We start from the raw sequence: 6,364 nt of genomic DNA on the forward strand, positions 1-6,364 counted from the left end.
GCACGAGCCCGCACCCACCCCGCCCGCCGTACCGGCCCCCGCCGCACCGAGCCCTGCGGTACCGGGCCGTGCCGTACCGCGCCCAGCCGCACCGGTCGCCGTCCCGCCGGAGGGCGCTGCCTGCGCCGCCCCCTTCTGCCCGGCCTCCCCGGCGGCCCCGACGCCTGCCCCGGCCGTTCCCGTTCCCGCGGCCGAGGCCGCCGACGGCGACGGCGACGGCGACGGCGACGCGGCCCGGGCCGCCTGAGCCGCGCCCGGCCCGCCGCCGCCATGCACGCCGTCGCCTTCCCGCCGATCGCACCGGGTCGCCTCCACCGCTGGGGCGGCGCCGTCCTCCTCGCGGCCCGGCGCGGCGACCTCGGCCGGGCTCCCTTCCTCTCACCCGCCGAGCGGCGCGTGGTCCACGCACTGCCGGCCTGGCGGCAGGCCGAGTGGACGGCGGGCCGGCTGCTCGCCAAGCGGCTGGTCCACGAGGCCGTCGGCGCCCCGGAGCGGGAGGTGGAGGTCCTGCCCCGCGCGGACGGCAGCCCGTACGTCCTGGTCGGCGGCGATCCGCTGCCGGACCTGCACCTCTCCATCAGCCACACCACCCACCAGGTCGCCGCCGCCCTCGCGCCGCAACCGGTCGGAGTGGACCTGTGCGAGACCGCCTCGGCCGACGCGGTGCGCCGGGTCGCGGACCAGGTCCTGACGCCCGGGGAGCTCTCCCTCCTCGTCGCCGACCGGCCCGAGGTCCTGGCCGCCGCCTGGGCCCTGAAGGAGGCCGCGGTCAAGGCCGACCGGAGCGGGATCTTCGGCGCCGCTCCGCGCCGCGTGGAGATCCTGGGCATGTGGCCGCCCCTCCTCGGCGGGCGGCGGCGCGCGGTGGTGTGGCGGGCGGGGGAAACGGTCCTGGCGCTCGTCCTCGCACACCCGGGCGCGTGACGGCACTGCGTTGGTGCTCCTTGCCGCGCCGTCTCATGCTGGTCAGTGGAGCCCCTGGCCAGCGAAGGCGAGATGAGCGGCGATGGAGCAACTTCCCCCCCCTCCCGGTGAGCGGCCGGCCCGGACGACGCACGCCTCCCCGGGGGCGGCGTACACGGCCACGGCCACCGTCAGCGAGCAGGGCATCGTGACCGGGTGGAGCGAGGACGCCCGCCGCCTGCTCGGCTACGTGCCCTCGGAGGTCGTGGGGCTGCCCGCCGCGGATCTGCTCGCGGACCGGCCCGACCAGCCCGCCGCATCGGGTGGATCGGGTGGATCGGATGAATCGGGTGGTACGGGCACTGCGGCGCGGCCGGTCGCCCCCGGGCAGGAGCGGTGGAGCGGCACCGTGCCGCTGCGCCACCGGGACGGCCGCCGGCTGGACACGGGACTCCTCGCGCACCGCAGGACGGCCGACGGCGGGGCGGTCGAGTGGTTCGTGGTGTCCGCCGTGGTGGGAGCGGCGGACGCATCCTGGAACGGACCCCTGGGGGAATGGGCCTTCGACCGCTCCCCCTGTGTCCTCGCGATCTTCGACGAGGACCTGCGGCTGGTGCGGGCGAACGCCGGCATGCACCGTGCGCTCTGCCTCACGGAGGCCGAGATGCGCGGGCTGCGCCTGTCGGAGATCGCCCCCGACCCGGTGAGCGAGGAGACCGAGCGGGGGATGCGCCGGGTGCTGGAGACGGGTGAGCCGCAGTCCGTGGACGGTTTCATCCGGCCGCCGGGCGCGGGCCCGGCGCACGACTGGGCGACCACGCTGGCCCCCGTACCGGGTCCGGACGGTCGGGTGCGGGGCGTGTACCTGACCGCGCACGACAAGCCCACGGGTGACACCCCCACGCGGCAGGCGCTCCCGCCGGACCTCGACGCCGCCCGCATCACCACCGCCCCGGACAGTGCCCGCACCGCGCAGGAACTGGCCGACGCGTCCGTCCCCCGGCTCGCCGACTTCGCGGTCGTCGACCTGCTGGAACCGTCCGCCCGCGGTGAGGCCCCTGCCCGGAGCCCCGGGACGGGGGCGCTCACGGTGTCCCGCAGCGCCGTACGGTCGGTCCACGGCGGGAGTCAGGAGTCCCGGTTCGCGGTCGGGGAGACGACCGTCTACCCGCCGCTGTCGCCCCCTGCCGAGTGCATGGCCGCAGGGCGGGGCGCCGTGTACGGGACCGCCGACCCGGCCGTGGCCCGCTGGGTCGCGCAGGATGCCGGGGCCCGCTGGATCAGCGAGTTCGGGACCCATTCGCTGATGCTGGTGCCGCTGCGCGACGGCGGGATCACCCTCGGCCTGGCCGTCTTCGGCCGTCACCAGCACCGGGAGCCCTTCGACCTGGAGGATCTGCGGCTGGCCGAGGAACTCACGGCCAGGGCGGCCACCACCATCCACCGGGCGCGCCGGACCTCCCGGGAGCACACCACCACCATGACGCTGCAGCGCAGCCTGCTCCCCCACACGCTGCCCGCGCAGTCGGCGCTGGAGATCGCCTCCCGCTATCTGCCCGCGGCCGGTGAGGCCGGTGTGGGTGGCGACTGGTTCGACGTGATCCCGTTGTCCGGAGCCCGGGTGGCCCTGGTGGTGGGCGATGTCGTCGGCCACGGCATGCGCGCCTCCGCCACCATGGGCCGGCTGCGGACCGCGGTGCGCACCCTGGCCGATGTCGACCTGCCTCCCGACGAGCTGCTCACCCACCTCGACGACCTGATCATCCACTTGTCGGCCGACGAGACGGGCGGGGAAGCGGCCGGGGGCATCGGCACCACCTGCCTGTACGTGGTGTACGACCCGGTGACCCGCCGGTGCACCGCCGCCCGGGCCGGTCATCCCCCGCCCGCGGTGGTCTCCCCCGAGGGCTCCGCGTACCTCCTCGACGTCCCGGCGGGGCCGCCGCTGGGCCTGGGAGGCCTGCCCTTCGAGACCGTCGAGGTCGAACTTCCCGAGGGCAGCCTCCTCACGCTGTACACCGACGGCCTCCTGCAGGCCCGCGACCACGACATCGACGAGGCCCTGGACACCATGCTCGCGGCCCTGATCCAGCCCGCCTCCACGCTGGACACCGTCTGCGACCGGGTGCTGACGGCTCTGCTGACCCACCGTCCCGATGACGACGTGGCCCTGCTCGTCGCCCGGACCCGGGGCCTGCACACCGACAAGGTCGCCGTCTGGGACCTGCCGTCCGACCCCTCCTTCGTCGGCCAGGCCCGCCGCAACGCCACCGACCAGCTGACCGCCTGGGGGCTCGACGAGGCCGCCTTCGTCACCGAGCTCGTGGTCAGCGAGCTGGTCACCAACGCCATCCGCTACGGCGAGTCGCCCGTACAGCTACGGCTGATCCACGAGGGCGCCCATCTGATCTGCGAGGTGTCGGACTCCAGCGGTACCGCCCCGCACATGCGGCGTGCCCGGATCTTCGACGAGGGCGGGCGCGGCCTGCTGCTGGTCGCGCAGCTCACCCAGCGCTGGGGCACCCGGCACACGCTCTCCGGCAAGACCATCTGGGCCGAGCAGTCCCTCGTCGGGTCCTGAGCGCCACCTGGCGACCCGGGCCCCGGAAATCCTTCTGGCCGAGGACCTTGTGCGCGCCTGGTGAGGACCTCCTCCCCTTCCCTGTGACACGCTCGTGACAGACGACGGACAGGCTCATGAACTCCCACCGACAGGCTCTTTAACACGGACATACATTCACATTCGTGGACATGTCCTCTGCTTCCAAAGGTGCGAGCAGCCCGTGATGACCGAGCCGATGTGTCGGAGGAAGTCCCATGAGCCTCACACTCGTCATGCCGCACACCGAAGCCCCCGCAGTCGCACTGGCCCCCCGTGAGCAGGAAGCGCTGCGCCACATCGCCGCCGGGTGCACCTACGTGCAGACGGCCCGCTCGATGGGACTCTCCAAGCACACGGTCGACGCCTACCTGCGCCGCATCCGCGCCAAGCTGGGCATCAACACCACGGCGGAGCTGACCCGCCTGGCCATCTCCCTGGGCCTGTGAACACCGGCCGCGCCCAGTCCGGGGGCTCCCGCGGCGGCTCGCCGCTCCCCGGATTCCCGGGAGGCGGCGGACCGGCCCGTCGGGCCACCACGGGGGCGGCCGCGGCACGGAGCGCCGCCACGAACTCCAGGCAGGAGTCGTAACGGTCCTCCGGGATCTTCGCCAGAGCCTTCGCCAGTACATCGCCGGCCGCCGGCACGATATCGGGCCGCTTCTCCGTCAGGGGAGGCGGCTTGTCGTATTGGTGCGCCCACAGCAGCGCCGGGGCGTCGTCCCGGACGAAGGGCGGCCCGCCGGCGAGGGACTCGTAGACGACACAGCCGAGGCTGTACACATCGCACCGGCCGTCGACCGGGCGCCCGGAGATCTGTTCCGGCGCCATGTAGTCGATGGTGCCGACGAACTCGCCCGCCGTGGTGAAGCCGGTGAGCGCCAGTGATCTCTTCGTCAGGCCGAAATCCGTGAGGTAGATGTGCTCCGGGTGGTCGCTGTCGGTGCCCTCGGCGACCAGGATGTTGGCGGGCTTGACGTCCCGGTGCACGAGATCGTGCTCGTGGGCGGCGTCGAGCGCGGATGCCACCTGGGCGGCGATGCGCAGCGCGGTCGGGACGGGCAGCGGTCCGTCCCGGTCCAGCAGGCCCCGCAGGTCCAGCCCGGCGACGTACCGCATCGCGATGTAGAGGACCCCGTCGGTCTCCCCGGCTTCGAAGACGGGGACGATGTGCGGGTGGTCGATCCTCGCGGCGACCCGGGACTCGTGGGCGAAGCGGCGCCGGAAGACCTCGTCCCGGACGCGCTCCGGGGCGATCAGCTTGAGCGCGACCGTGCGGTCCAGGCGCAGGTCCTTCGCCTGGTAGACGACGGCCATGCCGCCCCGGCCGATGATCCGCTCGATCCGGTAGCCGGCGATCTGCCTCCCGATCAGACCGGAGGCTCGGCCCGTATAGAGGCCGCGGTTCGCTGCCGTGCCCATCAGGCGCCTCCCGCGGCAAGTCTATCCAGTGATCCACACGCACGCCCGTGGGGCGAGCGGCGCTCGCCCCACGGGGGATGTGCCCGGGCCTCGGCCCGGTGGTCAGTCGTCGTCACCGCCGGCCCCGCCGTTGCCGCCGCGGCCGCTGCTCTCGCAGCCGACGCCGACACAGATGCCGCCGTTGCCGCCCTTGCCTCCGTTGCCTCCGTCGCCGCCGGGGGCCGCGTTGCCGCCGTTGCCCCCGTTTCCGCCGTTCACGCTGCCGTTGCAGACTCCGGCGCAGATTCCGCCGTTGCCGCCCTTCGTGCCGTCGCCGGAAGGCCGGCCCTGGGTGCCGTTGCCGCCGTTGGCGCTGCCGTTGCACAGTCCGGCGCAGATCCCGCCGTTGCCCCCGTTGGTGCCGTTGACCGTTCCGTTGCAGTTGCCCGCGCACACCTTGTCCCCTACGCGGACGCTGCCGTTGCCCACCTTGACCTTGCCGGCGAGCCGGCTCGTGCCCGTTCTGGTGTCACCGCCACCGGAGTCGTACCCGCCCTGCCAGCCGCTGGACACCGGGGCCGACTGGACCGTGGATGCCGGAGCCGCCATGGCCGAGGGCGCCATCGCACCGGCACCGATCAACGTCGACGAGACGACCAGACCAATACGGAACTTCCAGGAACGCACACGCATGGGATTCTCCTTGCCGATGATGCGGGGAAAGGGTGCGGGGAGTGTGGTGCGGGAGATGTGATGAGGAATCGGGGTGGAAAGGGGCCCGTCGGCCACCGGCCGGACGGGCCCGTTCGTCACGTGGAGAGGGGGGAGAAGGGGGAGCTGCTTCCCATCAGGGCGAACCAGTCGCCTTCGAGGTAGTTCTTCTTCCAGGTGTCGATCTGTTCGGTCGAGATCTCGTACTTCTTGGCGATCTTCTCCTTCGTCGCGTCGGAGTCGTCGGCCAGCAGGGTCACCACGATGCGCACCTTGTCCACCATCGTCAGCTCAGACTTCGGCTTGTCCGGCAGGTCGTCGAACCGGAAGCAGCCGGCCCGTCCGGGCTTGCCGGGCTCACCGGGCTTGCCGGGTTCCCCGCCCTTGCCGCCCTCGCCGCCCTTGCCGCCCTCGCCGCCTTCACCGCCGAACCCGCAGTGGGCGGGCGATCCGGTCATGACGGAGGAAACGGAGCTTGCGGGGGTGTGGGACTGCGACGCTTGCGCGGCGCACGCCGTACCGGTGACGAAAGCCAGGGAGGCCGCCGCCAGGATGAGCGGACGCTGCCAGGGGCTCGTGAACATGGGGGTTCTCCGTTTCCGTGAGCACGGTGTCGCTGATGAGGAAGGGGGTGGGGGTGAAGCGGGTGGGGTGGGGGTGGGGGGCCCGGAAGCCACCCCCCCCCGCGCGCGCACGAGGGGAATCGGGGGGCGAAAAAGGAGCAGGGACCCGCCCCCCCCCCCCCCCCCG

General features: G+C 73.4%; 6 protein-coding genes and 1 pseudogene. 4 read left to right on the forward strand and 3 right to left on the reverse strand.

Going from position 1 to position 6,364, the window contains the following annotated elements:
• From ABZY57_RS31645 to ABZY57_RS31660, 4 genes and pseudogenes are all read left to right on the forward strand, one after another.
• Positions 1-247: pseudogene (locus tag ABZY57_RS31645) on the forward strand (2-oxoglutarate dehydrogenase, E2 component, dihydrolipoamide succinyltransferase); the annotation flags it as partial.
• Positions 248-270: 23 nt separating this feature from the next.
• Positions 271-924: a 4'-phosphopantetheinyl transferase superfamily protein gene (locus tag ABZY57_RS31650; RefSeq protein ID WP_356517813.1), complete on the forward strand. Its 654-nt coding sequence runs from the start codon at positions 271-273 to the stop codon at positions 922-924.
• 82 nt (positions 925-1,006) lie between these two features.
• Positions 1,007-3,484 (forward strand): SpoIIE family protein phosphatase, encoded by a 2,478-nt coding sequence (locus ABZY57_RS31655; protein ID WP_356517815.1) that lies wholly within the window; start codon positions 1,007-1,009, stop codon positions 3,482-3,484.
• A 236-nt stretch (positions 3,485-3,720) separates the two neighbouring features.
• On the forward strand, positions 3,721-3,951 hold the full coding sequence (locus ABZY57_RS31660; protein ID WP_356517817.1) for a helix-turn-helix transcriptional regulator: 231 nt from the start codon (positions 3,721-3,723) through the stop codon (positions 3,949-3,951).
• Here the strand turns inward: ABZY57_RS31660 and ABZY57_RS31665 are convergent.
• From ABZY57_RS31665 to ABZY57_RS31675, 3 genes are all read right to left on the reverse strand, one after another.
• On the reverse strand, positions 3,902-4,924 hold the full coding sequence (locus tag ABZY57_RS31665; RefSeq protein WP_356517819.1) for a serine/threonine-protein kinase: 1,023 nt from the start codon (positions 4,922-4,924) through the stop codon (positions 3,902-3,904). The genes ABZY57_RS31660 and ABZY57_RS31665 overlap by 50 nt on opposite strands.
• A 102-nt stretch (positions 4,925-5,026) precedes the next feature.
• Positions 5,027-5,596 carry a hypothetical protein gene (locus tag ABZY57_RS31670; protein ID WP_356517821.1) on the reverse strand — a complete coding sequence of 190 codons (570 nt, stop codon included), beginning with the start codon at positions 5,594-5,596 and terminating at the stop codon, positions 5,027-5,029.
• A 116-nt stretch (positions 5,597-5,712) separates the two neighbouring features.
• On the reverse strand, positions 5,713-6,198 hold the full coding sequence (locus ABZY57_RS31675) for a hypothetical protein (protein ID WP_356517823.1): 486 nt from the start codon (positions 6,196-6,198) through the stop codon (positions 5,713-5,715).
• Between the last annotated feature and the right edge of the window lie 166 nt (positions 6,199-6,364).

The sequence above is a fragment of the Streptomyces sp. NPDC006450 genome, assembly GCF_040612195.1.
In the GTDB taxonomy this organism is placed as follows: domain Bacteria; phylum Actinomycetota; class Actinomycetes; order Streptomycetales; family Streptomycetaceae; genus Streptomyces.

What these genes read in the sequence shown, in the direction of transcription:
- ABZY57_RS31650 (WP_356517813.1), top strand. Translation starts at nt 271, where the DNA reads ATGCACGCCGTCGCCTTCCCGCCGATCGCACCGGGTCGCCTCCACCGC.
- ABZY57_RS31655 (WP_356517815.1), top strand. Translation starts at nt 1,007, where the DNA reads ATGGAGCAACTTCCCCCCCCTCCCGGTGAGCGGCCGGCCCGGACGACG.
- ABZY57_RS31660 (WP_356517817.1), top strand. Translation starts at nt 3,721, where the DNA reads ATGAGCCTCACACTCGTCATGCCGCACACCGAAGCCCCCGCAGTCGCA.
- ABZY57_RS31665 (WP_356517819.1), bottom strand. Translation starts at nt 4,924, where the DNA reads ATGGGCACGGCAGCGAACCGCGGCCTCTATACGGGCCGAGCCTCCGGT.
- ABZY57_RS31670 (WP_356517821.1), bottom strand. Translation starts at nt 5,596, where the DNA reads ATGCGTGTGCGTTCCTGGAAGTTCCGTATTGGTCTGGTCGTCTCGTCG.
- ABZY57_RS31675 (WP_356517823.1), bottom strand. Translation starts at nt 6,198, where the DNA reads ATGTTCACGAGCCCCTGGCAGCGTCCGCTCATCCTGGCGGCGGCCTCC.